Source organism: Nonomuraea terrae, from assembly GCF_004348995.1.
In the GTDB taxonomy this organism is placed as follows: domain Bacteria; phylum Actinomycetota; class Actinomycetes; order Streptosporangiales; family Streptosporangiaceae; genus Nonomuraea; species Nonomuraea terrae.
Map to the genome: position 1 here is coordinate 56,535 of NZ_SMKQ01000017.1, position 25,303 is coordinate 81,837.

The 25,303-nt window shown below is 71.6% G+C and carries 26 protein-coding genes; 14 read left to right on the top strand and 12 right to left on the bottom strand.

Going from position 1 to position 25,303, the window contains the following annotated elements; all coding sequences use genetic code 11:
* The first annotated feature begins 46 nt into the window (after window positions 1-46).
* Together E1286_RS09180 and E1286_RS09185 are read left to right on the top strand one after the other, a co-directional pair.
* A complete protein-coding gene (locus tag E1286_RS09180; protein ID WP_132610681.1) occupies window positions 47-1,834 on the top strand; it encodes a bifunctional metallophosphatase/5'-nucleotidase in 1,788 nt (595 codons plus the stop codon).
* 81 nt (window positions 1,835-1,915) lie between these two features.
* Complete coding sequence (locus tag E1286_RS09185) at window positions 1,916-2,464, top strand: YciI family protein (RefSeq protein ID WP_132610683.1); 549 nt, start codon at window positions 1,916-1,918, stop codon at window positions 2,462-2,464.
* Between the two features lie 6 nt (window positions 2,465-2,470).
* On the opposite strand, the gene E1286_RS09190 is transcribed toward E1286_RS09185, so the two are convergent.
* A complete protein-coding gene (locus E1286_RS09190) occupies window positions 2,471-2,779 on the bottom strand; it encodes a nucleoside triphosphate pyrophosphohydrolase family protein (protein WP_132610685.1) in 309 nt (102 codons plus the stop codon).
* Between the two features lie 23 nt (window positions 2,780-2,802).
* Window positions 2,803-4,164: a sensor histidine kinase gene (locus E1286_RS09195; protein ID WP_132610687.1), complete on the bottom strand. Its 1,362-nt coding sequence runs from the start codon at window positions 4,162-4,164 to the stop codon at window positions 2,803-2,805.
* A gap of 239 nt (window positions 4,165-4,403) precedes the next feature.
* Between E1286_RS09195 and E1286_RS09200 the strand changes: the two genes are divergently transcribed.
* On the top strand, window positions 4,404-5,387 hold the full coding sequence (locus E1286_RS09200; RefSeq protein ID WP_132610689.1) for an NAD-dependent epimerase/dehydratase family protein: 984 nt from the start codon (window positions 4,404-4,406) through the stop codon (window positions 5,385-5,387).
* On the opposite strand, the gene E1286_RS09205 is transcribed toward E1286_RS09200, so the two are convergent.
* Entirely contained in the window at window positions 5,370-6,779 is a 1,410-nt protein-coding gene (locus E1286_RS09205) for an MFS transporter (protein ID WP_132610691.1), read from the bottom strand. The genes E1286_RS09200 and E1286_RS09205 overlap by 18 nt on opposite strands.
* A gap of 84 nt (window positions 6,780-6,863) precedes the next feature.
* On the opposite strand from E1286_RS09205, the gene E1286_RS09210 reads away from it, so the two are divergent.
* On the top strand, window positions 6,864-8,285 hold the full coding sequence (locus E1286_RS09210) for a purine-cytosine permease family protein (protein WP_132610693.1): 1,422 nt from the start codon (window positions 6,864-6,866) through the stop codon (window positions 8,283-8,285).
* Between the two features lie 27 nt (window positions 8,286-8,312).
* Entirely contained in the window at window positions 8,313-8,783 is a 471-nt protein-coding gene (locus E1286_RS09215; RefSeq protein ID WP_132610695.1) for a hypothetical protein, read from the top strand.
* Here E1286_RS09215 and E1286_RS09220 read toward each other — a convergent pair.
* Window positions 8,773-10,569, bottom strand: a complete 1,797-nt coding sequence (locus tag E1286_RS09220) for an alkyl/aryl-sulfatase (RefSeq protein WP_132610697.1) — start codon at window positions 10,567-10,569, stop codon at window positions 8,773-8,775. The genes E1286_RS09215 and E1286_RS09220 overlap by 11 nt on opposite strands.
* 108 nt (window positions 10,570-10,677) lie before the next feature.
* Here E1286_RS09220 and E1286_RS09225 point away from each other — a divergent pair, with 108 nt between their 5' ends.
* Together E1286_RS09225 and E1286_RS09230 are read left to right on the top strand one after the other, a co-directional pair.
* Complete coding sequence (locus E1286_RS09225; RefSeq protein WP_223189738.1) at window positions 10,678-11,304, top strand: HAD family hydrolase; 627 nt, start codon at window positions 10,678-10,680, stop codon at window positions 11,302-11,304.
* A 21-nt stretch (window positions 11,305-11,325) separates the two neighbouring features.
* Window positions 11,326-12,264 (top strand): ribose-phosphate diphosphokinase, encoded by a 939-nt coding sequence (locus tag E1286_RS09230; RefSeq protein WP_132610701.1) that lies wholly within the window; start codon window positions 11,326-11,328, stop codon window positions 12,262-12,264.
* Here E1286_RS09230 and E1286_RS09235 read toward each other — a convergent pair.
* A complete protein-coding gene (locus E1286_RS09235) occupies window positions 12,251-13,048 on the bottom strand; it encodes an SDR family NAD(P)-dependent oxidoreductase (protein ID WP_246074615.1) in 798 nt (265 codons plus the stop codon). The two genes, E1286_RS09230 and E1286_RS09235, sit on opposite strands and share 14 nt — an antisense overlap.
* A 25-nt stretch (window positions 13,049-13,073) precedes the next feature.
* On the opposite strand from E1286_RS09235, the gene E1286_RS09240 reads away from it, so the two are divergent.
* Both E1286_RS09240 and E1286_RS09245 read left to right on the top strand, forming a co-directional pair.
* On the top strand, window positions 13,074-13,802 hold the full coding sequence (locus E1286_RS09240) for a nucleotidyltransferase domain-containing protein (RefSeq protein WP_132610705.1): 729 nt from the start codon (window positions 13,074-13,076) through the stop codon (window positions 13,800-13,802).
* Window positions 13,803-13,885: 83 nt separating this feature from the next.
* Window positions 13,886-14,521, top strand: a complete 636-nt coding sequence (locus E1286_RS09245) for a maleylpyruvate isomerase N-terminal domain-containing protein (protein WP_132610707.1) — start codon at window positions 13,886-13,888, stop codon at window positions 14,519-14,521.
* Here the strand turns inward: E1286_RS09245 and E1286_RS09250 are convergent.
* A complete protein-coding gene (locus tag E1286_RS09250; protein WP_132610709.1) occupies window positions 14,518-15,573 on the bottom strand; it encodes an alpha/beta hydrolase family protein in 1,056 nt (351 codons plus the stop codon). The two genes, E1286_RS09245 and E1286_RS09250, sit on opposite strands and share 4 nt — an antisense overlap.
* 109 nt (window positions 15,574-15,682) lie before the next feature.
* On the opposite strand from E1286_RS09250, the gene E1286_RS09255 reads away from it, so the two are divergent.
* Together E1286_RS09255 and E1286_RS09260 are read left to right on the top strand one after the other, a co-directional pair.
* Window positions 15,683-16,807, top strand: a complete 1,125-nt coding sequence (locus E1286_RS09255) for a sensor histidine kinase (RefSeq protein ID WP_132610711.1) — start codon at window positions 15,683-15,685, stop codon at window positions 16,805-16,807.
* 46 nt (window positions 16,808-16,853) lie between these two features.
* Window positions 16,854-17,498 (top strand): response regulator, encoded by a 645-nt coding sequence (locus E1286_RS09260; RefSeq protein ID WP_132610713.1) that lies wholly within the window; start codon window positions 16,854-16,856, stop codon window positions 17,496-17,498.
* On the opposite strand, the gene E1286_RS09265 is transcribed toward E1286_RS09260, so the two are convergent.
* From E1286_RS09265 to E1286_RS09285, 5 genes are read right to left on the bottom strand one after another with little or no spacing between them, the layout of a single operon-like run.
* The gene (locus E1286_RS09265) at window positions 17,495-18,499 is read right to left on the bottom strand and encodes an ABC transporter ATP-binding protein (protein ID WP_132610715.1); all 1,005 of its coding nucleotides are present in this window, start codon (window positions 18,497-18,499) and stop codon (window positions 17,495-17,497) included. The genes E1286_RS09260 and E1286_RS09265 overlap by 4 nt on opposite strands.
* Window positions 18,496-19,470 (bottom strand): ABC transporter ATP-binding protein, encoded by a 975-nt coding sequence (locus tag E1286_RS09270; protein WP_132610717.1) that lies wholly within the window; start codon window positions 19,468-19,470, stop codon window positions 18,496-18,498. Before E1286_RS09270 ends, E1286_RS09265 begins: the two co-directional genes overlap by 4 nt.
* Window positions 19,467-20,348: an ABC transporter permease gene (locus E1286_RS09275; RefSeq protein ID WP_132610718.1), complete on the bottom strand. Its 882-nt coding sequence runs from the start codon at window positions 20,346-20,348 to the stop codon at window positions 19,467-19,469. The genes E1286_RS09270 and E1286_RS09275 overlap by 4 nt, the downstream gene beginning before the upstream one ends.
* Window positions 20,345-21,397 (bottom strand): ABC transporter permease, encoded by a 1,053-nt coding sequence (locus tag E1286_RS09280; RefSeq protein WP_132610719.1) that lies wholly within the window; start codon window positions 21,395-21,397, stop codon window positions 20,345-20,347. Before E1286_RS09280 ends, E1286_RS09275 begins: the two co-directional genes overlap by 4 nt.
* Window positions 21,394-23,211, bottom strand: coding sequence for an ABC transporter substrate-binding protein (locus E1286_RS09285; protein WP_132610721.1), 1,818 nt, complete (start codon window positions 23,209-23,211; stop codon window positions 21,394-21,396). The genes E1286_RS09280 and E1286_RS09285 overlap by 4 nt, the downstream gene beginning before the upstream one ends.
* A 148-nt stretch (window positions 23,212-23,359) precedes the next feature.
* Between E1286_RS09285 and E1286_RS09290 the strand changes: the two genes are divergently transcribed.
* On the top strand, window positions 23,360-23,716 hold the full coding sequence (locus E1286_RS09290) for a ribosomal maturation YjgA family protein (RefSeq protein WP_132610723.1): 357 nt from the start codon (window positions 23,360-23,362) through the stop codon (window positions 23,714-23,716).
* A gap of 64 nt (window positions 23,717-23,780) precedes the next feature.
* The gene (locus E1286_RS09295) at window positions 23,781-24,326 is read left to right on the top strand and encodes a type 1 glutamine amidotransferase domain-containing protein (protein WP_132610725.1); all 546 of its coding nucleotides are present in this window, start codon (window positions 23,781-23,783) and stop codon (window positions 24,324-24,326) included.
* A 37-nt stretch (window positions 24,327-24,363) separates the two neighbouring features.
* Here the strand turns inward: E1286_RS09295 and E1286_RS09300 are convergent, their stop codons facing one another.
* Entirely contained in the window at window positions 24,364-24,915 is a 552-nt protein-coding gene (locus E1286_RS09300; protein WP_246074617.1) for a TetR/AcrR family transcriptional regulator, read from the bottom strand.
* Between the two features lie 90 nt (window positions 24,916-25,005).
* On the opposite strand from E1286_RS09300, the gene E1286_RS09305 reads away from it, so the two are divergent.
* Window positions 25,006-25,303: alcohol dehydrogenase catalytic domain-containing protein (locus tag E1286_RS09305; protein ID WP_425464744.1), on the top strand; the 298-nt coding region annotated here is incomplete at its 3' end.

Genomic DNA, 25,303 nt, shown 5'->3' on the forward strand with positions numbered 1-25,303 from the left:
CTTTGCGCCATCGGCTGCTCGAGATCAGGTCGTAACGTCTTGGGGCATGACGTCTCGTTCCTTACTCCGGCTGGCGCTTGCCGGAGCCGTCACCTCGGGTGCGGTCCTGCTGGCCACCCTCCCGGCGAACGCGAGCAAGGCCCCTCCGACGGTCCCCGTCCGGCTGCTCGCGCTCAACGACTTCCACGGCAACCTCGAGCCCCCGACCGGCTCCTCCGGCCGCATGGTGGACGAGCACGGCAACACGGTCGACGCGGGCGGCGCCGCGTACGTGGCCACGCACATGAAGGCCCTGACCGACCGCAACACCATCGCCGTGGCCCAGGGCGACCTCATCGGCGCCTCCCCGCTGATCTCGGCCGCCTACCACGACGAGCCGTCGATCGAGTTCATGGACAAGGTGGGCCTCAAGGTGGCCGCGGTCGGCAACCACGAGTTCGACGAGGGCTACACCGAGCTGCGCCGCATCATGAACGGCGGCTGCCACCCGGTCGACGGCTGCTCCCCCGCCGGCACGTGGAAGGGCGCCGGGTTCGACTATGTGGGCGCGAACGTGCTGTTCAAGAACCCGCACGAGAAGACCGACGCGCTCGCCGCGCTCGGCGGCGCCGACTCGGCCGAGGTCAAGAACCTCCTGGACGGCTGGGGCGTGCCCGCGCTGCCGCCGGTCAGCGTCAAGTGGATGAACGGCGTCCCGATCGGCTTCATCGGCCTGGTCACGCAGACCACGCCGAACATCGTCACGAGCGAGGGCATCAAGGACCTCAAGTTCGTGGACGAGGTCAAGGCCGCCGACGTCGCCTCCAAGCTGCTCAAGCTCGTGGGCGTCAAGGCCCAGGTCGTGCTGGTGCACGAGGGCGACCAGGTGAACGCCGGCCAGTCGCCGGACGCCTGTGCCGCCACCCCCGGGGCCGGCAACCGCATCGCCACGCAGGTGGACCCGGAGATCGACCTGATCCTCAGCGGCCACTCCCACCAGGCGTACCTGTGCACGGTCAAGGACCCGGCGGGCGGGGACCGGCTGTACTCGCAGGGCGGTTCGTTCGGACGCGTGATCACGCAGGTCGACCTGAAGGTGAACACCAGGAGCCGCGACATCGTGCGCTCCTCGGTGGTCGCCGACAACCACGTCGTGACCCGTACGGTCGCCCCGGACCGGGAGATCTCCGCGTTCGTGCAGACGTGGAAGGACCGCGTGGCGCCCGTCGCCAACCGGGCGGTCGGCACGATCACCGGTGACATCACCAGCACCGCGGGGCCGTCCGGCGAGTCGCCGCTCGGCAACCTGATCGCCGACGCGCAGCTGGCCGCCACCCGGACCGGCGGCAACGCCCAGATCGCCCTGATGAACCCGGGCGGCGTACGGGCCTCGCTGTCCTACGCCGGCTCGCCGGCCGGTGAGGGCGACGGCGTCGTCACGTACGGCGAGGCGTTCACGGTGCAGCCGTTCAACAACCTCATGCAGGTGGTCACGCTGACCGGGGCGCAGCTGAAGACGGTGCTGGAGCAGCAGTTCACCGGCGGCCCGAACAACCAGGCGTTCACCAAGATCCTGCAGCCGTCGGCGAACTTCACCTACTCCTACAGCGCGAGCGCTCCCTGGGGCTCGAAGGTCTCCGACATGAGGATCGACGGAGTTCCGGTGACCGACACGCAGACCGTCAGGGTCGCGGCGAACAACTTCCTCGTGGGCGGCGGCGACGCGTTCCTCGCCTTCACCGAGGGGACCGACCTGTGGAGCGGGCCGCTGGACATCGACGCCTTCGTCGACTACCTCGGCCAGAACAACCCCATCGCTCCGCCCGCCACGAACCGCATCACGGTCGCCGGCTGACCACCCATGGCTCCCGACTGGGTTCCCTGACGGGACCCCAGTCGGGAGCCAGAGGACGGGCCGCATGGTAGGTCTGTCGCCATGGAATTCTTCTGTTATCACCGCGATCGGCCTGATTCCGCGGCGCTGCGCGACGAACTGGTGGAAGAGCACTGGTCCTACATGGACCGATACGAGGCGGAGCTGATCGCCCGTGGCCCGACCTTGGTCCGCGGCGGCGACACGGCCACCGGCAGCGTGCACATCGTCGACCTGCCGGATGTCGCCACCGCGCGTGCGTTCGTCTTCGACGAGCCCAACTACCAGGCCGGTGTGTACCGGGACGTGGTGTTGCGCCGATGGCGCAACGTGCTGGGGCGGACCATGTGGGATTTCCCTGGCGGCCGGGACGGCGGCAACCGGTATCTGGTGCTGGGCCTCGGCTCCGGGCAGGCCGCCGACCTCGACCCGCCGTCCGACCGGGACGAGCTGATCGCGTATGGGCCGCTGCTGTCCGACGACGGCACCACCTGGCTGGGTACGGCGGCACTGACGCGGGCGCCGGACCCGGAGGCGGCACGCGCCGTCCTGACCCCGGACAGGTACGCCGACATCGAGGTCCACGACTGGCAGTTCGGCGGGCGGCGGTGACGAGGCCTATGCGTCCTTCCAGGCCAGCCACTTGCGCTCGATCTCACCGGTGAGGTCGACCCCGTGGTGGCGGGCCATCAGCACCACGTGGCACAGCACGTCGGCCAGTTCCTCGCGGAACCCCGCGTCGAGCTCCTCGTCCGTGCGGCCCTTCCGCCTGGCCCGGCCGGTACGCATCAGGAACGCCTGCGTGAGCTCGCCCATCTCCTCCTGGAGCTTGAGCAGGAACCAGGTGTCGTCACGCTCGATGCCGACGTGCGCGGCGTAGCGGCGGGAGATGGACTCGATCTCGTCGGAGAGCTCGCGCAGATCCATGCCCAAAGTGTAGAGCCGGGGGTTCAGACGCCCTCGTACAGCGGGATGACGGCGACGAAGCGGGCGCCCGGGTGGTGGTCGGCCACCGTGAGGCTGCCGCCGTGGGCGGCGACGATCTCCCTCGACAGCGGCAGCCCGAGCCCGCTGCCGCCCTTGTCCTTCGCCCTGGCGCTCTCCAGCCGGGTGAACCGCTCGAACACCCGGTCCCGGTCTTCCGGCGCGATGCCGTCGCCGTCGTCGGTGACCGTCACGACCACCTGCCCCTGGTGTACGGACACCTCCACCTCGATCCGGGTGGCGGCGTGCCGGGTGGCGTTGTCGAGCAGGTTGGTCAGCAGCCGGTCGAGCTGCACCGGCGAGCCGCAGACCGGTGCGGTGGTGCACAGCCGCAGGAAGATCGGCACGCGGCCGCACTCGCGATCGCGTGCCTGGTCCTTCACCATGCGGCAGATGTCGACCACCCGGCGCGGCGCGACGGCGCCGGCGTCGAGCCTGGCCAGCATCAGCAGCTCGTCGATGATCGTGGCCAGGCGGTCGGCTGCGGCCAGGGTCCGCGCGCCGGTGGCCTTCCAGTCGGTCTCGTCGGGGTAGGCGTTGGCGACCTCCAGCTGGGTGCGCAGCGCGGAGACCGGGCTGCGCAGCTCGTGGGAGGCGTCGGCGACGAAGCGGCGCTGCGTCTCGGCGGAACGTTCCAAACGGTCGAGGGTGTGGTTGGTGGTGCGGGCCAGGGCGTTGATCTCGTCGCCGGTGTCGGGCACGGGGACGCGCCGGCTGATGTCGCGCCCGGTGATCTCGGCCAGCTCGGCGCTGATGCGCTCGACCGGGCGCAGGGCCGACCCGACCGCGGCCCAGGTGATGGCGCCGACGATCACGAGCACGATCGGGGACCCGACGAACACGAACAGGTCGATCCAGGCGAGCGCCCGGTCGACGTCGGACAGGGAGGAGGCGCCGTACACGGTGACGGGGCCGTCGGGCGTCTCCACGGTGACGGCCTGGACCAGGTAGTGGATCTCCGGCTCCGAGCCGTTGGCCGCTGTTCGCTCGACGGTCGTGATCGTGTCGGGCGCGCCGGGCCGGAACTCCGTCAGGTGAGCGTCCTGCAGAGCCGTGGCGGGAGTGGAGGCGATGATCCGGCCGTCCGACGACATGACGCGCAGGAAATGGATGCGGGCCGGTGGGGTGAGCACGGTGGGAAGGTCTCCCGCCCGCGCCTCGGCCGCCACCCGCCGCACGGCCAGCTCGACTCTGCTGTGGACGACGCCGTAGAGGTTGTCGGGCACGGTGGACAGCGTGAGGGAGGACCCGGCGGCGAGGACGGCGGCGACCACCAGGATCGCGATCGTGGTCAGGCGACCCCGAATAGAACGCGGAAACCGCGCCATCTTCCCACCCCCGTGCCTCACTGCGAGTGACATCTACCCGCTCAGGGCGATCGCAACATGACAGCTGCTGATCTGGCCTTATACCGATCGAGGAGATGGGGACTGGATACGCTGAGTGTATATACCCGGCCTTGACCGGGAGGCGACCGGGCTCCGCCCCCGCGCCTTACGCCCGTGGCGATTCCGCTGAGGGCGTGGACGCCTTCCGCCCGGGCGATCCGGCGGCCAGGGTGGGTGCCATGAGGGTTCTGGTGCTGGGCGGTACGGAGTTCGTCGGGCGGGCGGTCGTCGAAGAGGCGCGCGCGATGGGGTGGCAGGTGACGACGTTCAACCGCGGCAGCCACAAGCCGCCCGCGGGGGTGACGGCGTTGCGCGGCGACCGGTCGCTCCCCGGCGGGCTGGCGGCGCTGGAGCACGGCGAGTGGGACGTCGTGGTCGACACCTGGTCCTGGGCGCCTTCGGCGGTCCGCGACTCCGCCGCGCTGCTGGCCGATCGGGCGGGTCACTACGTCTACGTCTCCAGCCGCTCGGTCTACGCCGACGGGGCGGGGTTCGGGGCCGACGAGAGCGCGCCCGTGGTGGCGGCCTCGCCCGACGACGGCGACGGCGACTACGCGAAGAACAAGGCGGGCGCCGAGCTGGGCGCCGTGGCGGCGTTCGGGGGGCGGGCGCTGCTGGCCCGCGCGGGGCTCGTCCTGGGGCCGTACGAGAACATCGGGCGGCTGCCGTGGTGGCTGAACCGGATCGCGCGCGGCGGCCCGGTGGTCGCGCCGGCGCCGACCGGTCTGGGGCTGCAGTACGTCGACGCCCGCGACCTGGCGCGGTGGTGCCTGGAGGCGGCCGGACGCGGCGTGGGCGGTGCGTTCAACGTGGTGAGCCCGCCGGGGTTCACCACGATGGGCGAGCTGCTCGACACCTGTGTGCGGGTGACCGGGGGCGACGCGGAGCTGCGCTGGATCGGCGCCGACCGGCTGCTGGCCGAGGGCGTGCGGCCGTGGATCGACCTGCCGATCTGGCTGACGGGCGACGACCACGCCTACATGCACGGGGGCGACGTGTCACGGGCGGTCGCGGCGGGGCTGCGGTGCCGTCCGGTGGCGGAGACGGTGGCCGACACCTGGGCCTGGCTGCGCGGCATCGGCGGCGCGGCGCCCATGCGTCCCGACCGGCCCCGGGTGGGGCTCGACCCCGCGATGGAGGCCCGGCTACTCGAGCGCGGCTGAGCGCGCTTCCATGGTCGTGCGTACGAGGTCGTAGCAGGCGGCCAGGAGCGCGATCCCCACCGAGACGAGCACGACGAGCAGCCCGTGCCGGAACGCCGTCGACCAGCCCTCCCCCAGCGAGCCGAAGAACGTCGAGCCGGCCGCCGCGATGCCGATGGCCGAGCCGAGCCGCTGGCCCGTCTGGAGCACGCCGGCCGCGCTGCCGCCGCCCTCGGGCGGCACCTCGGAGAGCGTGATGGCCTGGTTGGGCGAGATCACCAGGCCGCTGCCCATGCCCGCCAGCAGCAGCGGCAGCGCGGTGGCCAGGCCCACGTGCTGGCCGGGCACGAGGTAGGTGGCGCCCATGGTGGCGGCCAGCCCGGCGATCACCATGGTCAGCCCGACGGCGGTCAGCCACCGCCCGGCCTTCCACACGAGCCGGCCGCCGACCACCGCGGCCGAGGCCGAGCCGAGCGCGAACGGCGTGATCGACAGCCCGGCCAGCAGAGGGCTGTAACCGTGGCCGCTCTGCAGGTAGAGCGTGAAGGCGAAGAAGATGCCGGTGAACCCGGCGAAGTAGAACAGCGCGATCGTCGACCCCAGCCGGTACGACCGCTTCCTGAACAACGTCAGGTCGACCAGCGGCTCACGCCCGTAGTAACGCTCCCAGACGACGAACCCGGCCAGGATCAGCAGCGCGGCCGGCACGAGCAGCCACTTGGCCTCGCCCTCCCACTGGTTGCGCTGGACGAACGGCAGCAGCAGCCCGGCGACGCCGACGCCGAGCAGCAGCACGCCCACCAGGTCCATGCTCTCGTGGCGGCGCACGGTCACCGGGCGGGGCAGCAGTCGCCAGGCCAGCGGCAGCAGCACGGCCCCGATCGGCAGGTTGACCAGGAACACCCACCGCCACCCGTGGTCGGCCCCGAACACGGTCACCAGCGTGCCGCCGATCAGCGGCCCGGCGGCCGTGGACACCCCGATGGTGGCGCCGAGCGCGCCGAAGGCCCGGCCGCGTTCGTACCCCTGGAACATCTGCTGGATCAGGCCGGAGACCTGCGGGTTGAGCATGCCGGCGGCCATGCCCTGGATCAGGCGGGCCACGATGAGCACGTTCATGTTCCAGGCGAAGCCGCAGGCGGCGCTGGCGAGGGTGAAGAGCACCACGCCCCACATGAAGATGGTGCGGCGGCTCCTGGCGTCGCCCAGCCGCCCGGCCGGGACGAGGAGCAACCCGAACGTGAGCGCGTAGCCGGACAACGTCCACTGCAGGCCGTCGTCCGAGGCCTGCAGACCGTCGCGGATCGACGGCAGCGCCACGTTGACGATGCTGACGTCGAGGCCGGTCATGAACGCGGCCGTCAGGCACACGGCCAGCGCACGTCTGCGGTTGTCGCCCCCGGACACCCCCATCACGGCACCTCTCCGTGTTGTCTCTTCACCCCCTCAAGGATCACAAACTTCCTTTTCCCGCCATACGCCGGGTACCGTCCGATCATGGACACGATGGCGGTGGAGCAGAACGGCATCAACGCCGTCCCCGAGGGCGAGCGCCATGGCCGGCCGCGCGACCTGTTCTGGCCCTGGGCGGGCTCCAACCTGTCGCTGTTCGGCGTCGCGTTCGGCGTGTACATCGTCGGGCTCGGGCTCGGCGTGATCCCCGCGATCGTCACCGGGGCACTCGGGTACGCGCTGTCGTTCCTGCTCGTCGGCCTGGTCGCGGTCGGCGGCAGCCGCTCGGGCGTGCCGACGATGACGCTGGGCCGGGCCCCGTTCGGCTACCAGGGCAACAAGCTGCCCACCCTCTTCTCGTACGTCTCCAACGTGGGCTGGGAGATCGTGCTGGTCACGCTGGCCGCGCAGGCCGGCGCGGCCATCCTCGCGCGCCTCGCGCCCGGCGTCCCCGCCGCCACGGCCACCGCCGTCTGCTTCGCCGTCGCCGCCCTCGTGGTGATCGCGGTCGGCGTGTACGGCCACGCGATGATCATGGTGGTGCAGCGTTACCTGACGTACGCGTTCGTGGTGCTGACGGTCGTCTACATGGTCCTCATGGCGCCGAGGCTCGGCGGGTCGCTGGCGAGCACGGCGGGGCCGGGCGAGTGGGTGGGCGCGGTCATCTTCGCGATGACGCTGCTCGGGCTGGGCTGGGTCAACTGCGGCGCCGACTACTCCCGCTACCTGCCGAGAGCCTCCCCCGGCCGGTCGGTGGCGCTGTGGACGATGCTCGGCGGCGCGCTGCCGCCGATGGTGCTGCTGGTCTTCGGCGTGCTGCTGGCGGGCGGCGACCCGAAGCTGGCCGAGGCGGCCGGGACCGACCCGGTGACGGCGCTGGCGGGGGCGCTGCCGACGTGGTTCCTGGTGCCGTACCTGCTGACCGCGATCGGCGGGTTCCTGGCCGGGGCGATCCTCGACATCTACTCCTCGGGGCTGTCGCTGCTGGCGCTCGGCGTGCCGATCCGGCGCCACTACGCGGTGCTGATCGACGGGCTGCTCATGGTGCTGGGCGGCTACTACCTGCTGTTCGTCTCCACCAGCTTCCTGGCGACCTTCCAGGCGTTCCTGGCGATCGTCGGCGTGGTGATGGCGGCCTGGGCGGCGATCTTCCTGGTGGACATGTGGCGGCTGCGGGCGGGCGGCCGGGTGTACGACGAAGGGCTGCTGCGGACGGGCGCGCCCGCGGTGAACTGGCCGGGCGTGGTGTCGCTGGTCGTGGCGTCCTTCGCGGGGCTCGGCCTGATCACCTCGGGTGACGAGCACATCGCCGGCGTCGTCGGCTTCCTGATGAGCGAGGAGATGCGCGGCGGCACGTTCGGCAGCGCGAACATCGGCGTGGTGATCGCGCTCGTGCTGGCCGGGCTCCTGTACGTCGCGATCAACGCCGTCGTGCGGCCCCGCTCGCGGGAGCGCCGCGCCGGCTGAGCCCCGTGTCGCTACGCTGGGTCAGCCATGATGGACATTCCGTTGCGGCTGGTCCGGTGGGCGGTGCACGTCACCGCCTGCGGGCTGCTGCTGTTCGCCGTCGTCTCCGTGTTGCGCGAGGGCCGCGCCGCCGAGGCCCTCGGCGGCGTGCTGCTCGGCCTGCTCTACGCGGCAGGCCCCGCGGTCGAGGGGCGTCCGCCGCTCGCCCGCGTCTGGCTCGGGCTGGTCACCGCCGGGTGGCTGGTGCTCGCCGCGGCCGCGCCGCCGTTCGTGTGGGTGGTCTTCCCGCTGCTGTTCGCCTACCCGCACGTGCTGCCGCTGTGGGCGGCGATGTTCGGGGTGACGGTGCTGACGTCGGCGACGATCGCGGCCTCGGCCTGGCACGCGGGCGGGCTCAGCCTGCCGGTGTTGCTCGGGCCCGGCGGCGCGGCGGTCGTGGTGACCCTGCTCGCCCTCGCATGCCGGGCCCTGCGCGCCGAGTCGCGTGTCAGGCCGTGACGACGGCGAAGTCGGCCAGCGGATGGTCCAGCACGGCGACCAGCCGGCGCAGCACCCTCGTGTCCCCCTCACGTTCGACGCCCTCGACGCCCTGGCCCGACAGCAGTCCGACGAGCTGCGCCTTCGTCAGCCGCAGCGTCAGGTCGGCGGTCCCGCGCGGCTCCGGCTGCTGGACGAGCACGCCGTTGGCCAGCGTCGTCCGGTGGCGCTCCCCCAGGTCCGTCAGGTGCCAGTCGATGGACAGGCGCTCGTTCCAGGCGCGCGGCCCGTCCACGCGGATGGCGATCGAGTCGAAGATCTGCTCCACGGAGAGCGCGGCCAGGAAGTCGGCCGGGGTGACCTCCACGTCGGCCGGCACGATGCCGTCCGACAGCTCCAGCGCCCCCGTCAGGTAGAAGTTGCGCCAGGTGGCGCTCTCGGTGCCGTGGCCGAGCCGGGTGTAGACCTCGGCCAGCAGATCGCGGGCCTCCTTGTTGCCCTCGTCGGCGAAGACCGCGTGGTTGAGGAGCTGGGCGGCGAAGCGCAGGTCGTTCTCCCGGAGGTAGCGGCGGGCGAGCTCGACCACGGCCGCGCCGCCACCGAGGCACTCGACGTACCGGACGGCGCTCTCCCTCGGCGGGTGCTCCCACAGGTGCGCCGGGTTGCCGTCGAACCAGCCGAGGTAGCGCTGGTAGACGGCCATGACGTTGTGGGCGAGGGAGCCGGAGTAGCCGTGCGTGTGCCAAGCCTGCTGCAGCGCGGGCGGCAGCCGCAGCACCTCGGCGATCTCCGCTCCGGTCAGGCCCTTGTTGAGCAGGCGCAGGGTCTGGTCGTGCAGGTAGGCGTACATGTCGCGCTGCTGCGACAGGAAGCGCTCGATGCGGTCGCGGCCCCATGTCGGCCAGTGGTGCGAGGCGAAGGCCACGTCGGCACGGTCGGCGAACAGGGCGATGGCCTCGGTCAGGTAGCGCGCCCAGGCCCGGGCGTCGCGGACGACGGTGCCGCACAGCGGCAGCATGCTGTGCTGGTTGTGGGTGGCGTTCTCGGCCAGGCAGAGGGCGCGGCGGGCGGGGAGGAGCAGATTCATCTCCGCGGGGGCCTCGGCGCCCGGCGTGAGCTGGAAGACCATCTCGACGCCGTCGACCGTCTCCTCCTGGCCGGTGCGCTCGATCTCGGCCGTGGGCGGGATGAGCGACATGGTGCCCGTGGAGAGGGCCATCCCCAGACCGGCGCCGATCTGGCCCTCCGGCGAGCGGGGCAGGGCGGCGCCGTACATGTAGAGGGTGCGGCGGGTCAGGGCGGGGCCCGCGTAGAGGTTGTCCGTGACCGCGTGCTCCATGAAGCCCTTGGGCGCCAGGATCGGCACGCCGCCGCCGGTGACCCCGCGTACGCCGCCGAAGTGGTCGGCGTGCGAGTGCGTGTAGACGACGCCCGTGACGGGACGGTCGCCGCGGTGGGCCCGGTAGAGCTTCAGCGCGGCGGCGGCGCACTCGGTGGAGACCAGCGGGTCGATGACGACGACGCCGCGCTCGCCCTCGACCAGGGTCATGTTCGACAGGTCGAGCCCGCGCACCTGGTAGACGCCGTCCGTGACCTCGTACAGGCCCTGGCGGACGCAGAGCTGTCCCTGGCGCCAGAGGCTCGGATGGGCGGTGGCCGGGCAGTCCCCCTGGAGGAAGTCGTAGGCGTCGTTGTCCCACACGACGCCGCCGTCCAGGGATCTGATCACCGCCGGGCTGAGCTTCGCGATGAATCCGCGGTCGGCATCCTCGAAGTCGGCCACGTCGTGCCATGGAAGGTCTGCCATGCCAAGCCGCATGCCCGGGGAACGACGCCAGGTAGCTCAACAGAGTGCCCCTAATAGGATGAATCTTGGCAAGGAGCTTGATCAGCGGGGGGACCGATGGACGCGTGCGTGTTCGACCTGGACGGCGTGCTGGTCGACAGCGAGCCGGTCTGGGAGGAGGTGCGCCGGGCGTTCGTCGCCGATCACGGGGGCACCTGGCAGGCCGACACGCAGTCCAGGCTCATGGGCATGAGCACCGCCGAGTGGGCCGCGTACCTGCGCGAGCTGGGCGTGCGGATGGAGCCCGCCGAGATCGCGCGCGGTGTGGTCGACCAGATGGCCGCGCGCTACCGCGACGGGGTGCCGCTGATGCCCGGGGCGGTGGCGGCCGTGCGGCGGCTGTCCGACGCGGTCACGCTGGGGCTGGCCAGCTCGTCACCGCGGCGGCTGATCGACGTGGTGCTGGACGCGGCCGGGCTGACCGAGTGCTTCGCGGCCACGGTCTCCACCGAGGAGGTGCCGCGCGGCAAGCCGGCGCCCGACGGCTACCTGGAGGCCGCCCTACGGCTGGGCGTGGACCCGCGGGGCTGCGTGGCGGTCGAGGACTCCAGCAACGGGCTGCGCTCGGCGCACGCGGCCGGCATGCGCGTGGTCGCCGTGCCGCACCCCCGCTACCCGCCCGCGCCGGACGCGCTCGCGCTGGCCTGGCGCGTCGTGCCCGCGCTCGACGGGCTCACTCCGGAGTCGCTCGCCTGAGGTGACTACGATTGGGGAACCGTGCGAGACATCACGGTTTTCAGCGGCAGCGCCCATCCCGAACTGGCGGAGGAGATCTGCGCCCACCTCGGCACACCACTCCACCCCGTCCAGATCAACCGCTTCGCCAACGACGTGCTCGAAGTGCAACTGCAGGCCAACTGCCGCGAGCGTGACGTCTTCCTCATCCAGCCCCTCGTGCCGCCGACGCAGGAGCACCTGGTCGAGCTGCTGCTCATGCTCGACGCCGCGCGCGGCGCGTCCGCGGCCCGGATCACGGTCGTGCTGCCGCACTACGCGTACGCGCGTTCCGACAAGAAGGACGCGCCGCGCATCTCCATCGGCGCACGGCTGGTGGCCGACCTCATGGTCGCGGCGGGCGCCAGCCGGGTGCTGGCGATGACGCTGCACTCGCCGCAGGTGCACGGCTTCTTCAGCGTCCCCGTCGACCACCTGCACGCGCTGCGCGAGCTGGCCGCCCACTTCCGCCAGTACGACCTGTCGAACACCGTCGTCGTCTCCCCCGACCTGGGCAACGCCAAGGAGGCCGCCCACTTCGCCCGCCTGCTCGGCACCGGCGTCGCCATGGGCGCCAAGCAGCGCTTCAGCGACGACCGGGTGGTGATCAGCTCGGTGATCGGCCAGGTCGAGGGCAAGGACGTGATCGTCCTGGACGACGAGATCGCCAAGGGCAGCACGGTCATCGAGTTGCTCGACCGGCTGCGCGAGCGCGGCGTGCGGTCCGTACGGGTGGCCTGCACGCACGGGCTGTTCTCCGGCGGGGCGGTCGAACGGCTGGGCTCCCTTCCGGAGGTGCGGGAGATCGTCTGCACCAACACCGTGCCGCCGCCCAAGCCCGGCGACAAGCTCACGGTGTTGTCGATCGCGCCCGCCCTGGCCGAGGCGATGCGCCGGATCCACGACGGCGAGTCGGTGAGCGCGCTGTTCAGTACATCTTGATGATCTGACCGGTGACCCGCCGCCCCTGGTGGGAGGCGAGGAAGGTGATCACCTCGGCCACCTCCTCCGGCTCGGCGACCTTGCCCAGCGGGAGCGTCGCGGCGTACTGGACGACCTCGTCGTTGACCCAGCCGGTGTCGGTCACCGGCGGGTGCACCATGTTGGCCGTGATGCCGTAACGGCCCAGCTCGCGGGCGGCGGACGCCGTGTAGTTCTCCTGGGCCGCCTTCGCGGCGCCGTAGCTGACCTCCGTCGGGAAGCCCTCGGGACCGCCGGAGGTCAGCCCGATGACGCGGCCCCAGCCCGCGCCGCGCGCCACGTGACGGCGGGCGAACTCGGCGATCAGCAGCGCCGGGGCGCGTACGTCGACGGCGAACTGCCGCTCGTGGGTCTCGGCGTCGACCATGCGCAGCGGGCGGCCGAACTGGTCGCGCTCGGTGGGCGTGAAGGTGTCGCTGAGCCAGCCGCTGGCGTTGTTGACCAGGATCTCGACCGGGCCGAACGCCTTCTCGGCCTGGTCGAACAGCACCTTCGGGACCTCGGGGTCGGACAGGTCGGCCTCGGCGGCCTCGGCCGCGCCGCCCGCCTCTCGGATGCGCCGCACCACGTCGTCGGCGGTGCCGGCCCTGGCCCGGTCGTACGTCTCTGGGTAGGCGGGCTCGTCGAGCGGCGCGAGTCGTTTGTAGGTCAGGAAGACCGCGACGCCCTCGGCCGCCAGCGCGACGGCGGTGGCGGCGCCTATGCCGTGATTGGCCCCTGTGACCAGCGCGACCTTCCCAGCCAAGCCAGTATCGATCATAGTGACCATCATGCAAGCCGACACGGATCGTCTGCTAAGGGTTTTCCTGGAGGGCGTCGAGCCGGCCGTCCCGCTGGTCGCGCTCTGGGCGCACGGCTCGCTGGCCACCGGCGACCACCAGCCGGGACGCAGCGACCTCGACCTGGTCGCGGTGCTGGACGCGCCCGTGACGATGGAGCAGTGGCGGCGCATCAAGGCGGTGCACCGGGGGCTCGGCCTCCCCTTGGCGGACCGGCTGCACTGCTCGTACCTGGCCCGGCAGGAGCTGGACGACCTGGCGGCCGAGCACGTCACGTGGGCGCACGAGCGCATCTTCCGCCGTCCCGTCACCGCCGTCACCCGGCGCGAGCTGCACCAGGGCGCGCTCGTGCTGCACGGGCCGCCGCCCGCGGAGCTGCTGCCGCCGGTGGCCGACGCGGAGCTGATCCGGTTCGTACGGACGGATCTGCGCGACTACTGGCTGGTCAAGGCGCAGACGCGGCGGCGCTGGCTGCGGGACGTCTGGGTCGACCTGGGCCTGCTGACGGTGGCCAGGGCGACGGTCACCCTGCGCGAGGGCCGCCTGATCACCAAGCGGGAGGCCCTCGACGTACTGGCCGAGCTGGGCGCCCCCGAGAACGTGGTGGCCGACGTCCGGGCCCGCAGGTACGGCACCCCGGCCCCGGTGCTGAGCCGGTTCCGGCGGGCACGGCTGGCGCGGGCGTTCGTCAGGTCGGCGATCAGGAAGGCCCTGGCCTGAGAAATCCGTCCCGGGCAGGAAGCATGACCGCGCGCGCCTGGTTGTCTTTCTCCGAGAACAGCTCTATCCGGAAAGGGTGGCACATGGGGGAAAGCAGGCAGTCCTATCTGGTGGCCGCGGAGTCGGCGGTGTCGCTCCTCGGCGACCCGGCCGTGTCGGCGTCCTGGGACAAGCCGAGCGCGCTCACCGAGTTCAGCGTGGCCGGCCTGGCCGGGCACCTGGCCCACCAGTTCGTCCGAGTCGGCGACGTGCTCACGCGGAACGGCGAGGTCCCCGAGCCCATCTCCCTGCTCGAGCACTACTCGCGCTCCCCGTGGGTGCAGGCCGGGCTCGACCACGAGAGCAACCTCGGCATCCGGCGCGGCGGCGAGGCGGCCGCGGCGGCCGGGCCCGCGATCCTGGTGGAGCGGGCGCAGGCGATGCTCGACCTGCAGAGCTCGGTGCTGCCCGGCGAGCCGGAGGACCGCGTCGTGAGCCTGCCGTCGGGCTGGTCGCTGCTGCTGGACGACTTCCTGCTCACCCGCTGCGTGGAGCTGGTCGTGCACGCCGACGACCTGGCGACCAGCGTGGGCCTGGCCACGCCCGCGCTGCCCGCCACGGTGGTCGACCCGGTGGTCGAGCTGCTGGCCAAGCTGGCCGTGCACCGCCACGGCCCGACGGCGGTCATCCGCACCCTGAGCCGCGCCGAACGGGCCCCGGCCACCATCAGCGCGTTCTAGGGGCGGTGGTCGGCGACCTCGGGGTAGTCCTCGACCGGGGTGCGCCTGCCGAGCAGGTGCCGGTCGAGGAAGCTCGCCAGGTGGGCGCGGGTGATCTCCAGCGCCCGCTCGCCGTCGAGCTTCTGCGTCGGGAGGCCGAGCTGTGTCCGCAGGACGGCGTAGTCGACGAACGACGAGTGGTCGGTGTCCTTCACCGTGATCCAGCGCTTCCAGCCGGTCAGCTGGGGCCAGGCCTTCTTCCAGGAGTCGTCCGTGCCGTCCGGCGTGTGGGACGCGGGCGCGCCGATCAGCATGAAGGGCCGCTTGATCGAGCCGGTGGGCCGGAACGTGCCGTCCAGGTTGACGCCGGCCTTGATCCGGGAGTCGGCGACCACGGCCTCGGCGGCGGCGCGCCCGCCGATGGAGTGGCCGATCATGGCGATCTTCGACCGGTCGATCAGCCTGCCCCAGCGGCCCTCCGACAGCTCGTCGAGCACGAACCGGACGTCCTTCACCCGGCTCGCGGCGACCTTGATGGAGTCCTGGCCCTTCACGCAGGCCAGGCAGGAGGTGGTGCGGCCGCCGGGGAAGGTGGTGGCGACCGACTCGTAGGTGTGCTCCACGGCCGCGACCAGGTATCCCCTGCTGGCGAAGTCCTCGGCGAGCGAGGTCAGGGTGGCGCGCGGGAAGCTGAACCCGGGCGACATGACGACCAGCGGACGCCTGCCCTCCGCGGCGGGGGCGTTGAGACGGGCGTGCGTCTTCACCTTGGTGAGCGCGTCCTTGTCCGCCACGGGATAGTCCGCGAGGACCGCCTCCGACACCTGCGGCGGCACGTACGGCGCGGGCTTGCCGACGGCCTTCTTGGCCGGGTACCAGAGCGAGACCATGAGCTCCCGCCGGTCCGCCTCGGGGTTCCACGGGTCGGGACGGCTCCTGTCCACCAGGTGCAGGGTGGCCAGGCCGACGGGCTTGCGGCCGGTCGGCTCCGGCAGGGCGACGTCGGCGGCCTGCGCCGGGGTGGCGGTGAGGGCGAGCGACGACAGGACGGTCAGGGCGAGTGCAGTGCGCATGACGATCACTCTGGCGGCCGGGACCGCCCGATCGTCCGCTCCGAACGTCGACCGGCATCCCCTACTTTCGTGGTAAAGCACGTCGTCCGGCCGCCCGTACGCTGTGACCATGCGGTTCGTTCTGCTCGGGGTCGGCACGTCCCTGCTCTCGCTGGCCGTGGTGCACGGGCAGATGGGGGTGCCGTCCGACCTGCCGCAGCCGGTGCTGCTCGCGATCGTCGTGGTGGCCGGGCTGGCCGCCTGGCACGCGCGCCGCTCGTGGTGGCCGCTGGCCGTCGTGGGCGCCGTCGCCTACGCCTGGCTGGTGATGTGGCCGCCGCTGATGATCGCCTCCTACTACGCGGGCCGCACCCTCGACAGAGGCCGCGGCATCGCCGCCTACCTCGGCGGCGGCGTGGTCGTGTGCGCGATCGGCGCGCTGGTCGGCGAGGCGCGGAACGGCCTGCAGGAGATTCTCACGGCCAGCCTGGGCAACGCGCTGTTCATGATGCTCGGCGTCATCGGGCTGCCGGTCACGGTGGGGCTGTGGACGGGCGCCCGCCACGAGGTCCTGGAGGCGGCCAGGGAGCGGGCCGAGCGGCTCGAACGCGAGCAGGTCATGCGGGCCGAGCAGGCCAGGGCCCAGGAGCGGGCCAGGATCGCGCGCGAGATGCACGACGTCGTGGCGCACCGGGTCTCGCTCATCGTGCTGCACGCGGGGGCGCTGGAGGTGCGGGCGTCCGACGAGGAGACGGTGCGGGCGGCCGCGCTGATCGGCGGGATCGGCCGGGAGGCGCTGTCCAACCTGCGCGACGTGCTCGGCGTGCTGCGCTCGCCCCAGGGCACCGGCCGGCAGCAGGCCGAGCTCCGGCCGCCCCCCACGCTGGGAGACCTCGACCGGCTGCTCGACCAGTCCAGGTCCCTCGGGATCGCGGTGACGAGGCACGACGAGGGCGAGCCTCGGCCGGTGGAGTCGACGGTGGAGCGGACGGCGTACCGGGTGGTCCAGGAGGCGCTCACCAACGTGCACAAGCACGCGGGCGACGCCGGCACGCAGGTCCGCATCCGCTACGGGGCGGACGCGCTGGAGGTGGAGGTGCGCAACGACGCGCCGGGCGCGCCGCGCGGCGAGCTGCCCGGCGCCGGCTGGGGCCTGGTGGGCCTGCGCGAACGCGTGGAGCTGCTCGGCGGCACCCTGCGCACCAGCTCCGAGGACGGCGGCGGCTTCCTCGTCAGCGCCAGGATCCCGGCTTGACCGGCGGGAGCCGCAGGAGAGACGGCGGGCGCCGCGGGAGGGTCGCGTGATCAGGGTGCTCGTCGTCGACGAGGAGCTCGTGCGCTCGGGGCTGCGGTTGATCCTGGAGGCCGCGGGTGACATCGCCGTCGTCGGCGAAGCCCGGGACGGCGCGGAGGCGGTCTCGGCCGTGCGGCGGCTGCGTCCCGAGGTCGTGCTGATGGACGTCCGCATGCCCGGCACCGACGGCCTGACCGCCGCCGGCCGCCTCCTGACCGAGCCGCGGCCACCCAAAGTGATCATGCTGACCACGTTCGACCTCGACGAGTACGTCCACCAGGCGCTGCGGCTCGGCGCGGTCGGCTTCCTGCTGAAGGACACCCCGCCGCGCGAGCTGGCCGCCGCCGTCCGCACGGTCGCGGACGGCCAGGCCATGCTCTCCCCGTCGGTCACCAAGCGCCTGATCGCCTCGTACGTCGACCGCGCCCCCTCGCGCGCCGAGACCGCCCGCAGGCAGCTGGCGACCCTCACCGGCCGGGAGGAGGACGTGATCAGGGCGCTGGCCCGCGGCCTGTCCAACGCCGAGATCGGCCGCGAGCTGCGCCTGACCGAGGCCACGGTGAAGGCCCACGTCAGCCGGGTGCTGGCCAAGCTGGGCCTGGCCAACCGCGTCCAGGCCGCCATCCTGGTCCACGACGCCGACCTCGGCTAGGAGACGGCTTCCGCGTAGTAGCAGGCCGCCTGGGCGCCGGGCACGGCCGGCAGGATGTCCAGCGGTTCGGAGCGGCACCTGCCGTCCACCCCCGCCTCGGCCGCCTTGCCCGAGGCGAGCACCTGGCAGCGGGCGTGGAAGCGGCACCCGCCGGGGATGCGCGTCGGGTCCGGCGGCTCGCCGGTCAGCACCACCCGCTCGGGCGACTCCGGCAGCACCGACAGCAGCGCCTGCGTGTACGGGTGCCGGGGAGCGGTCAGCACCTGCTCGACCGGCCCCGACTCGACGATCCTGCCCAGGTACATCACGGCCACCCGGTCGGCGATGTTCCAGGCCAGGCCCAGGTCGTGGGTGACGACGAGCGCCGACAGGCCCAGCTCCTCGCGCAGCTTGAGCAGCAGGGCGAGGATCTCACCGCGTACGGAGGCGTCCAGCGAGGCCACCGGCTCGTCGGCGATCAGCACCTTCGGGTCGAGCGCGAGCGCGCCGGCGATGACCACCCGCTGGCGTTGCCCGCCCGACAGCTCGTGCGGGTAACGCAGGAAGAACCGGTCGGGCGGCCGCAGCCCGGCCCTGGACAGGGCGGAGGAGACGATCTCCCGCTCCTCCGGCAGGCCGTGGATGCGCGGGCCCTCGGCGACGGCCTCGTACACCGTCTGGCGGGGGTTGAGCGAGCCCGTCGGGTCCTGCAGGACGAGCTGCACCTGCCTGCGGTAGTCCTTGAGCGCCTTGGAGCGGTAGTCGAGCGCGGCGCCGCCGAAGCGCACCTCGCCGGAGGTGGGGCGTTCGAGGCCGAGCAGGGTGCGGGCGAGCGTCGTCTTGCCGCAGCCCGACTCGCCGACCAGGGCCACGATCTCGCCCTGGCCGATGGCCAGGTTGACGCCGTCCACGGCGCGGGCGCGGCGGCCCCGCGCGGCGAACTCGACGTGCAGGTCACGGGCCTCCAGCAGGGCCGGCCTGGTCGTGCCGACCGCGTCCTCGGTGGTCTGCGTCTCGGTCATGAGACCTCCTCGTTGGCCCTGGCGTGCACGCACGCCGCCGTACGCCCCGGAGCGGCCGGCCACAGCGCCACGTCGAGGGTCGCGCACTCGTCCAGGGCGACCGGGCAGCGGGGGTGGAACGAGCAGCCGCCGGGCAGGTGCATCGGGTCGGGCGGGTCGCCGCCCAGCCCCTTCGGCGCCATCCGCGACGCCGGGTCGCCGACCGTCGGGAAGGCGGCGGCCAGCGCCTTGCTGTAGGGATGCTTGGCGTCGTGGAAGACCTCGCGGGACGGGCCGTGCTCGACGACGCGGCCCGCGTACATGACGGCGAGCTGGTCGCACACGTCGGCGAGCACCGACAGGTCGTGCGAGATCATGATCAGCGAGATGCCGTGCTCGGCCACCAGCTCCTTGATCAGGCTCAGCACCTGCGCCTGCACCATCACGTCGAGCGCGGTGGTCGGCTCGTCGGCGATGATCAGCCGCGGCGAGCAGGCCAGCGCCATCGCGATCATCACCCGCTGCCGCTGCCCGCCGGACAGCTCGTGCGGGTAGCTGCGCGCCCGCCAGGCGGGCAGGCCCACCTGCTCCAGCAGCTCCGTCACGCGTCTGCGGGCCGCGTCCGGCTTGGCCAGGCCGTGCACGAGCAGGGGCTCGGCGATCTGGTCGCCGATCTTGCGTACCGGGTTCAGTCCGTGCTGGGCGCCCTGGAAGACGATCGAGGCCTCCGCCCACCGTACGGCGCGCATGCGGCCCCACCTCATGGTGAGCACGTCGTCGCCGTCGAGCAGGATCCGGCCGCCGACGCGCGCGTCCTTCGGCAGCAGCCGCAGGAGCGCCATGGCCAGCGTCGACTTGCCGGACCCCGACTCGCCGGCGACTCCGAGCGCCGCTCCGGAGTCCAGCGTCAGCGACACGCCGCGCACCGCGGGGACCTCGCCCGCGGCGATCCGGTACGTCACCGACACGTCGTCGAGTTCGAGCAGACTCATGAGGCCCTCCTGAGCTGCGGATTCAGCACGGCTTCGAGTGCCCGTCCGGCCAGCATGAACGCCATGACGACGGCCAGGATGGCGAGGCCGGGGATGAGGATGTACCACCAGGCGCCCTGCGTGGGGGCGCCCCAGTCGTACGAGCCGCGCAGCATCGTGCCCCACGAGGTCTTGTTGGAGCTGACGCCGAGGAAGGCCAGCGTCGACTCGGTGACGATGGCGCTGGCCACCTCCAGCGTCGTGCTGGCCAGCAGCAGCGGCGCCACGTTGGGCACCACGTGGCGGGTGGTGATGTGCCAGTGTCCGCCGCCGAGGGCCTTCGAGCGCTCGATGTACGGCCTCGCCTCCACAGCGAGGGTCTGCGCCCTGATCAGGCGGGCGGTCGTGGGCCACGTGGTGACGCCGATCGCCATGATGATCGTGAACGTGCTCCCGCCCAGGATGGCCGCCAGCACCATCGCCGTCACCAGCGAGGGCAGCACCAGGAACCAGTCGGTGACGCGCATCAGCGACGCGCCGATCCAGCCGCGGAAGTGCCCGGCGGTGATGCCCACGACCATGCCGATCACGATGCTGAGCAGCGCGGCGAGGAAGCCGATGAGCAGCGACGTACGCGAGCCCCACCAGACCATCAGCAGGATGGACCGGCCGGACTCGTCGGTGCCGAACGGGTAGTCAAGGCTCGGCGCCGCCCACTTGGGGCCGGTGCCGGTGACGACGCTGGTCACGCTCTCGTCGATGAACAGCGGCGCGACGAGCGCGAGCACCACCGCGACGATCAGGATGACCAGGCCGACGACTCCGGCCCGCTGCCTGCGGAAGTCGGCCCAGAAGCGGCTCAGCGCGAGCCGCCTGCGGGCCATGGCGACGCTGGTCATGCCGACCTCACCCTCGGGTCGATCATGTGGTACACCACGTCGGCCAGGGTGTTCATGACGATCACCGCGACGGTGATCAGCAGGAACGTGCCCTGCATGAGCGTGAAGTCGGGCACGCTGACCGCCTCGTAGAACAGCTGGCCCAGCCCGGGCCAGGTGAAGATCGTCTCCACGGTGACCGCGCCGCCGACCACGAAGCCGATGCGCATGAAGACCAGCGTCACCGTGGGCAGCAGGGCGTTGGGCACCGCGTGGCGCTTGCGTACGTCGTCGTCGCGCAGGCCCTTGGCGCGCGCCACGGTGACGTAGTCCTGGCTGACCTCCTCCAGCAGGGAGGAGCGCATGACCAGGAGATACTGCGCGTACACCACGGCCACCAGCGTCAGGGTGGGCAGCACCATGTGGGAGGCCACGTCGAGCACGTACGCGAACCCGTCGGGCGCGTCGATGCTCTCGATCCCCCGGAAGGGGAACAGGCCCGGGATCGGCCCGATGCCGACGCCGAGCACCATCATGAGCAGCAGGCCGAGCCAGAAGGTCGGCACCGACCACAGCACCAGCGACGCGCCGGTCGAGAAGCGGTCGAACCGGCTGCCGTGCCGCCAGCCCGCGTGGGTGCCCTGCCACAGGCCCAGGCTCACCGCGATGACCAGGCCCGTGCCGGCCAGCAGCAGGGTGGGCCCGAGCCGCTCGCCGATGAGGTCGAGCACGGGCCGCTTGTACTCGTAGGAGGTGCCGAGGTCGAGGCGGAGGGTGTCGCCGACGAAGTCGAAGAACTGGTCGATCAGCGGCTTGTCCAGGCCGAGCCGGTGGCGTTCCAGGTCGAGCTGCGCAGGGGTCATGTTGCGCCCCTGGGCGAGGTTGCGCACGGGATCGCCAGGCAGCAGCCGGAACAAGAAGAACGTGCCGACGATCACCATGGCGATGCTGAACAGCGCCCCGGCCGCCTTCGACAGCGCGTAGCGCAGCGTGCCGCGACGGGCCTGGGGCTCCTCGGCGGAGCCCGCCGCCTGGGCGGCGGGCTCCAATGCGTCGAGTGGTGCGGTCATTCGCGTTCGTCTGCGGTGCTCTTGCGCCGCCTGGTCAGGAAGAACGCGCCCGCGCCCACGACCACGACGGCGCCGACCACCCCGGCGATGAGGCCGGTGTTGGAGCCGCCTTCGGCCGAGGCCGCCCCGGCCGCCGTGCCCGTCGGCTTGACGTCGGCGGTGAACCACGGCCAGTAGCCGCTGCCGCCGTACAGGATGCCGTCGGTCTCGGGGATGGGCGTGATGCTGACGAGGCGGTCCTTGCGGTAGGCCTCAAGGTCCTTCGTGTAGTAGATCGCGATGACCGGCGCCTGGGTGTAGAGGCGCTCCTGCATCTGCTTGATGATGTCGGCGCGCTTGGGCCGGTCGAGCTCCTTCAGCTGCTCCTGGTAGAGCTCCTCGAAGGTCTCGTCGCAGAAGAACGACTCGGTGCCGCCGCCCTCACCGGTCGGCGACGGCCGCCGGCTGCACAGGTGGGTGGCCAGGACCTCTTCGGGGTCCGGGTTGACCGACCAGCCGCTGATCGCGATGTCGAACAGGCCGCTGACGCCGGTCTCCTCGGTGAACTTGCTGGAGTCGAGCTTCTTGGTGGTCAGCGTGATGCCGATCTCCTTGAAGAAGCCGGTCAGGTACTCGGCGAGCTTGTCCTCGATCGGGGTGTCGGTGTGGATGCTGAAGCGGAACTCCAGCTTGCGGTCACCGTCGGGCATCGTGCGGATGCCGTCGGGGCCCTTCTTGTAACCGGCGTCGTCGAGGATCTGGTTGGCCTTGGCCGGGTCGTAGCCGACCTTGGTGTCGCCGGTGGCCTCCCAGAAGAAGTCCTTGTACATGGGCGGCACGATCGAGCCGTCGGCCGGCCTGGCCAGGCCGTTCTGCACGTCGTCGACGAGCTTCTGCTTGTCGATCGCGTAGTGCAGCGCCTGCCGCACCTTGACGTCCTTCAGCGCGGGGTGGCCGTCGCCGACGGGCTTGTCGTCGCTGGTGGTGGCGCCGTGGTTGATCTGCAGGTACACCGACCGCCGGCCCTGGGTGTTCCAGGCGGTGATGTTGGGGTCGTTGAGGATGGCCTCGTACTCCGGCGGGTTGAGCCGGCCGATCAGGTCGATCTCACCGGTCTTGAGCCCGGCGATGGCGGCCTGCGGGTTGGCGTAGAAGATGACCTGCAACTCGTCGAGCTTGGGCTTGCCGCGCCAGTAGTTGGGGTTGGCCTGCAGCTTGACGTACTGGTCCTTCTTGTGCTCGATCGCGATGAAGGGGCCGCTGCTCGGCGTGGGGTACTTCTCGGCGTCGTAGTTGGCGATGTCGGTGACCGACTCCCAGGCATGCTTGGGCATGATCGGGATCGGGTTCTCCAGCATCGAGGCCTGCGGGGCCTTGAGCTTGATGGTCAGCTCCTGGCCGTTGGCGGTGACGCTCTCGAAGTTCTCCACGGCGGGGCCGTTGGCCGTCTTGGCCGCCTCGTCCGTCATGATCTTGTTGAAGGTCCAGGCGGCGTCCTCGGCCGTGACCGGCTGACCGTCGGACCACTTCGCCTGGCGGATCTTGAACGTCCAGGTCAGCCCGTCCTCCGAGGTCGTCCACGACTCGGCCAGGTCGGGGCTCGGCTGGAGCGTCTTGGAGTCCGGCACCGTCAGGAAGCCGTACATCATCCGGTGGATCGACGTCGAGACGAGGCGGACCGCGAGGAACGGGTTCATCGAGTCCATGGCCTGCGTCGCGCCGACGCGGAGCACCTTCTTACCCGCCGCCGGGTCCTGGGCGAGCGCTGTGGTGCCCTGCCCTGCTATTAACAGCGCGACGCCCAGCGCAGCCAGGCGTGCGAACCATTTCCTCATAAGTGCCTCACCTTCAGGCGGGGGGTTCCTGTGTAGAGAAAGGCACACCATACGGAGACCGCATGTCAACGCATGACGGAAAATTGTTTCAGTCTCGTTTCCATTTCCGGTGTAAATTTTCAACCACCGATGGCAGTAGCGTGAGCTGGTGCCCCGACCTTTCGCCGCGATCGCCGCCGTCGTCATCGTGATCTGCGGGCTCGGCGTGCGGACGCTGTGGGACGGCCCGGTTCCGAAGTACGCCGGCGACGCACTCTACACAGCGCTGATCTACATGCTGCTGGTGCTGCTCTGGCCGCGGATCCGCCCGTGGGCGGCCGGCCTCGCGTCGGCGGCGCTCAGCTGGGCGATCGAGTTCGCCCAGCTCGCGAGCATCCCCCGGTGGCTGCACCCCTTGCTGGGCAGCACGTTCAACCCTCCAGACCTCCTCTGGTACGCAGCCGGCGCCGCCGCTGCCGCCGTCGCCCACACCCTGTGGATGACCAGACATACCCCTCGGGGGTAAAGATGCATACAACCCCCAACCCCGGATAGGGGAAAAGAAAAGTCGCAGTCCAAGGGGGATTCTCATGATGGAGGGAAAGACCATCGCGTTCCTGGTCGCTCCCGAGGGTGTGGAGCAGGTCGAGCTGACCGAGCCGTGGAAGGCGGTCAAGCAGGCGGGGGGCACGCCGAAGCTCGTCTCCACCCGGTCGGGCCAGATCCAGGGCTTCAACCACCTGGACAAGGCCGACAGGTTCGCCGTGGACGAGACGGTGGACGACGCCGAGGCAGCCTCGTTCGACGGCCTGGTGCTGCCCGGCGGCGTCGCCAACCCCGACTTCCTGCGTACGCAGCCGAAGGCCGTGCAGTTCGTCCGCGCGTTCTTCGACTCGGGCAAGCCGGTGGCGGCCATCTGCCACGCGCCGTGGACGCTGATCGAGGCCGACGTGGTGCGCGGTCGTACGCTGACGTCCTGGCCGAGCCTGCAGACCGACCTGCGCAACGCCGGCGCCACGTGGGTGGACCAGGAGATCGTGGTGGACACGGAGGGGCCCAACACGCTGGTGACCAGCCGCAAGCCGGACGACCTCAAGGCGTTCTGCCAGGCGGCCACCGACGCGTTCGGCACTTGATCTTTTCAGGTCAGGGCGCTCGGACGAGTAACCCTTTTCAGGTCAGGAGTGCCCGGACGAGTCCCCTGACGGAGGACTTGAGCCGCGCCACCCCACCGTCCGCCATGACGTGCCGCGCCAGATCGGCGTCGAACGAGCCGAGCAGGGCATGGGCGGCGAACCCGGCGTCCATGCCCGGCCGGGCCTCCGCGATCAACGCGCTCACGTGGGCGTGCCAGCGGAGATAGGTCGGATCGCGATACTTGTCCTCGGCGCACGCGCGTTCGTGGGCGGCGAAGAGCGCGAGGTTGCGTTCGGCCAGCTCGGCGAGCTCGTCGACGAAGGCGAGCAGCCTGTCCAGGGGTGGCGCGCCAGGCCCCAGCGGCGACCCCGCCGCCTGGACGGCCTTCCCCAGCGCGGCCGCCCGCTCGGCCAGCAACTCCTGGAACAACCCCGTCCGGCTCCCGAACCGCCGGAACACCGTTCCCTTCCCCACCCCGGCCGCCGCCGCGACCCGATCGAGCGACACGTGCTCGGCCCCGTGCGCCTCCAGCAACTCCTCGGTCGCGCGCAGGATCGCCTCCCGATTACGCACCGCGTCAGCCCGCACGCCCACCCCCTTGCAACCGGACCACCGGTCCCCATAGTATCCCGCCATAAAACCGGACCGATGGTCCGTATGATGGGAAGGCGCGGGCTTGTGCACGCATGGGTGATCACCGCAGGAACGGAGCGACCCGTCGCGCAGGCGCCGGAACCCGTGGGGGCGGCGCGGCTGGTGGAGGTGGGTGAGCCCGAGCCCGGGCCGGGGCAGGCGGTGGTCGAGGCGCATCACGTGGCGGTGAACTTCAGCGAGCCGCGGATGATGGACCGGCTGCCGGTGGGCACCGTGCTGGGCTACGACGCCGCCGGGGTGGTCGTCCGGGCCGCCGCCGACGGCAAAGGGCCCGCGGAGGGTGCCCGGGTGGCGGCGTTCGGGGCGGGGGCGTGGGCGGAAC

Coding starts and splice junctions, on each gene's coding strand:
- E1286_RS09180 (WP_132610681.1), top strand. CDS start 47: ATGACGTCTCGTTCCTTACTCCGGCTGGCGCTTGCCGGAGCCGTCACC.
- E1286_RS09185 (WP_132610683.1), top strand. CDS start 1,916: ATGGAATTCTTCTGTTATCACCGCGATCGGCCTGATTCCGCGGCGCTG.
- E1286_RS09190 (WP_132610685.1), bottom strand. CDS start 2,779: ATGGATCTGCGCGAGCTCTCCGACGAGATCGAGTCCATCTCCCGCCGC.
- E1286_RS09195 (WP_132610687.1), bottom strand. CDS start 4,164: ATGGCGCGGTTTCCGCGTTCTATTCGGGGTCGCCTGACCACGATCGCG.
- E1286_RS09200 (WP_132610689.1), top strand. CDS start 4,404: ATGAGGGTTCTGGTGCTGGGCGGTACGGAGTTCGTCGGGCGGGCGGTC.
- E1286_RS09205 (WP_132610691.1), bottom strand. CDS start 6,779: ATGGGGGTGTCCGGGGGCGACAACCGCAGACGTGCGCTGGCCGTGTGC.
- E1286_RS09210 (WP_132610693.1), top strand. CDS start 6,864: ATGGACACGATGGCGGTGGAGCAGAACGGCATCAACGCCGTCCCCGAG.
- E1286_RS09215 (WP_132610695.1), top strand. CDS start 8,313: ATGATGGACATTCCGTTGCGGCTGGTCCGGTGGGCGGTGCACGTCACC.
- E1286_RS09220 (WP_132610697.1), bottom strand. CDS start 10,569: ATGGCAGACCTTCCATGGCACGACGTGGCCGACTTCGAGGATGCCGAC.
- E1286_RS09240 (WP_132610705.1), top strand. CDS start 13,074: ATGCAAGCCGACACGGATCGTCTGCTAAGGGTTTTCCTGGAGGGCGTC.
- E1286_RS09245 (WP_132610707.1), top strand. CDS start 13,886: ATGGGGGAAAGCAGGCAGTCCTATCTGGTGGCCGCGGAGTCGGCGGTG.
- E1286_RS09250 (WP_132610709.1), bottom strand. CDS start 15,573: ATGCGCACTGCACTCGCCCTGACCGTCCTGTCGTCGCTCGCCCTCACC.
- E1286_RS09255 (WP_132610711.1), top strand. CDS start 15,683: ATGCGGTTCGTTCTGCTCGGGGTCGGCACGTCCCTGCTCTCGCTGGCC.
- E1286_RS09265 (WP_132610715.1), bottom strand. CDS start 18,499: ATGACCGAGACGCAGACCACCGAGGACGCGGTCGGCACGACCAGGCCG.
- E1286_RS09270 (WP_132610717.1), bottom strand. CDS start 19,470: ATGAGTCTGCTCGAACTCGACGACGTGTCGGTGACGTACCGGATCGCC.
- E1286_RS09275 (WP_132610718.1), bottom strand. CDS start 20,348: ATGACCAGCGTCGCCATGGCCCGCAGGCGGCTCGCGCTGAGCCGCTTC.
- E1286_RS09280 (WP_132610719.1), bottom strand. CDS start 21,397: ATGACCGCACCACTCGACGCATTGGAGCCCGCCGCCCAGGCGGCGGGC.
- E1286_RS09285 (WP_132610721.1), bottom strand. CDS start 23,211: ATGAGGAAATGGTTCGCACGCCTGGCTGCGCTGGGCGTCGCGCTGTTA.
- E1286_RS09295 (WP_132610725.1), top strand. CDS start 23,781: ATGATGGAGGGAAAGACCATCGCGTTCCTGGTCGCTCCCGAGGGTGTG.